The following is a 2806-nucleotide window of genomic DNA, read 5'->3' as shown; positions in this document are numbered from 1 at the left end:
GTGTTCAGCGCGGTAATGGTCGAGGAACCCGATACATCTCCTCTGGTAGGACTTTGCCAATTGGCAACCGCTCCCACTTTTTCCTGCTCGACCACGGCGAACGTGGCCTCAGCGGCCTTTTCCTGCTCCTCTTGACTCAATTGGCACGCAATCTCGCCGACCAGCACCGCCCCTGCGGCACCGGCGAGCACTGCACCAACCCCGTCCAGTCCGGCAACGGAGCCGAGCACACCGCCAAATATACCGCCCAGCAACTGGCCGCGACCCCTCGATTTCTTGCATCCCTGGCCGCCCCCTGCTTTCCCGACCCTTTCATTCGATTTGCTCGCTTTGCCTTGCTTTCCGGCTTCGCCGCCTGTATTTTCCAGATTCAGGAAGCCGTAATTTTCCGGGACCGGATAGCCGCCGCATCCGGTATTGTAGCAATAGCGATCGCTCAGATAGCTTCGATCCGCCTGATAGAGTTGCTCTGCGGCACGGTAGACCGCCATATTCTGACCATCGGCGTCCGAATTTGCATGTTCCTGTCGCATGTCCTTGTAGAACCGGTCTCTGCTGGCAGCAGAATATTCCATTCTTCCCGCTACCTTGTCGGTGTAGATCCTGGAAATCTCGTCCTGATATTCATTCATCCGCTTGCGATATTCGACCAGCACATTGCTGTAATAATTGTCCAGCAACATGGTGCATTGATTGATATTCTTGGCCTTGTCATGCGGGTCGGGGAGATGCAGATGATCTTCCCGGCAGTCCGGATAATCCTGCTGCAGGAGAACCGGCGTCGGCGGCAATTGAGGCAAAGGCGGCTCGGCCTGAGTGGGCGGGACATAGGCCCTGTTTTCCACCGGCTCGGCCACCGGAGGTTCGCGATCGCCAGAAGCGTCAGGATTTTGCGACAAGTTTTGTGGCGGACCGGATCCGGGTGACCCCATCAATGCATGGGTGAGACCATTGTCCGATCCAATGACGGCATTGGCTTCGACGGCGCACGGCGACAGAATGAGCATGCCGATGGCAAATGCACTCGTCATGAAAACCCCTGTCCCGGCAAGCGCTGCTTTTATCTTGCTCACATTTCCCTCCCGCTACCTGATATCCGACGAGCCCGATTCTCTGCTTAGCCCCATAGGACCGCAATCCCTGCACCCATAGCCACGCGCGCAGCGATATCGCCCCGGCCTGCGCCGGTGCCACCGAAATTCGAAGAATGACCGGTCCGTGCCATGATGTCCCCCGGCACCACTCTATGCCACCGGAACGAGATTGTGAATGAATAAGTGATTCCCATCGATCATGTCAAAAAACGACGGTCGATGCGGCTGTCGCAGCGCCGCTATGGACGTCGATCCGATTGGGATGAAACAACCGCCATGTTGGTAGCGGAGGAGGGACTCGAACCCCCGACACATGGATTATGATTCCAGTGGAAATGACTGTTTTCTGGGGTATAATCACGAAAGACACCGGTGTTTGTGACATCACGCAGCCAGCAAATCTTGTTCCATCTTATCCATGAGCTCAACGTCTTTCGACGGGTCGTTAAATAGGTGCCCGTAGACGTCAAAGGTCATCATGATCGTAGAATGCCCGAGTAGGGTTTGGATCTTCTTTGGCGGCCAACCTTGCTCAATAAATAGCGATGCCGCTGCATGCCGAAGTGAATGCGGTGAAAAGCTCGGTTTGCCATCGTCACCCACAATCCCGCATTCGACCATCAATGGTCTGAACACGCGATTATAGAAGTTGGAATGGTTTTGCACCCTGCCCACGCCATTTGGGAAGACAAGGTCATCGACACCTTTCGGACAATGCTCAATCCAACTTTGCAGTATCTTGCTGAGAAAACCTCCCATCGGGATATCGCGGCGCCCTGCCTTGCTCTTTGGAACACCGAGTTCATTGTATCGATCAGCGCGTTGCCGGATGCTGATAAGGTTATGCTTAAAATCAACATCAGACCAACGCAGACCTCGTAGTTCAGACATGCGCATGCCGGTCATGATCGCGGTGACAATGAATGGTCGGTAGCGCGGTGACACTTTGGCTATCAACAATCTGATTTCTTCCTTGCTTGGAAAGACGCGCTCGGGTTCATGCCGCGTTGATTGCCGCAGCTTCACATCTCTCGCGACGTTATGTTGAACGAACCCCCTCTCCTGTACCTCCGAGATAAGCGAACGCAGACTTGTAAGCGCCTTCTTGGCATTCGACCGAGTGCTGTCGCGAAGGATCGCATCAAGAAACTGACGAACGTCGGCAGCGGTTAAATCTGCCAATTTGATCGAACCAATGTTGGGAATGATGTGATGCGTCACATGCGAGCTATATGAGTGGATTGTAGCTCGTTCTAGCTTCTCCAGCTGGCAACGATCGAGCCAGATTGTGCATGCTTCAGAAATGGTAATCGGGGACATTGATGGACTACTCCTTTTGTGTGTTTTGATGTTCACATTCTACTGGAGTTTCATCTCTGTGTCGGGCTATTTCCCAGCCTTTTCCTTGGCTTGTTCAGTTATTAGCTTCTTACGTTTGACCGCTATCTCAATGATTTCAGTATAGTGCTGATCTACAAACTTCAGCCTTTCCGTTCTGTTGAGCCGATACCATCGTCTAGACAAAGCCTCGGCGTTATCCCGAGGTGTTTTCTTACGATATCCAGCCAGTATACCTTTTACCGCTGGTATGATCTGTATCAGCGCTTTGGCGAAGAAGCGCTGGAAGATCAGCGTCCCGGCCCCAAGCGTGCATGGAACCGGATCCCCGACAAGGTGCAGGCACAGATACTGGAGATGGCGCTGGAACGCTG

Annotated in this window: 1 protein-coding gene and 2 pseudogenes; 1 reads left to right on the top strand and 2 read right to left on the bottom strand. The window is 53.6% G+C overall.

What is annotated here, in order from left to right; translation table 11 throughout:
• Positions 1-1073: pseudogene (locus ACEW8J_RS01440) on the bottom strand (hypothetical protein); the annotation flags it as partial.
• A gap of 405 nt (positions 1074-1478) precedes the next feature.
• Positions 1479-2414: a tyrosine-type recombinase/integrase gene (locus ACEW8J_RS01435; RefSeq protein WP_373489846.1), complete on the bottom strand. Its 936-nt coding sequence runs from the start codon at positions 2412-2414 to the stop codon at positions 1479-1481.
• A gap of 144 nt (positions 2415-2558) precedes the next feature.
• Here ACEW8J_RS01435 and ACEW8J_RS01430 point away from each other — a divergent pair.
• Positions 2559-2806: pseudogene (locus ACEW8J_RS01430) on the top strand (hypothetical protein); the annotation flags it as partial.

This window comes from Parasphingorhabdus sp. (genome assembly GCF_041748495.1).
In the GTDB taxonomy this organism is placed as follows: Bacteria; Pseudomonadota; Alphaproteobacteria; order Sphingomonadales; family Sphingomonadaceae; genus Parasphingorhabdus.
The sequence above is the reverse complement of the archived record's forward strand: the minus strand, read 5'-3'. Positions and strand labels throughout refer to the sequence as shown.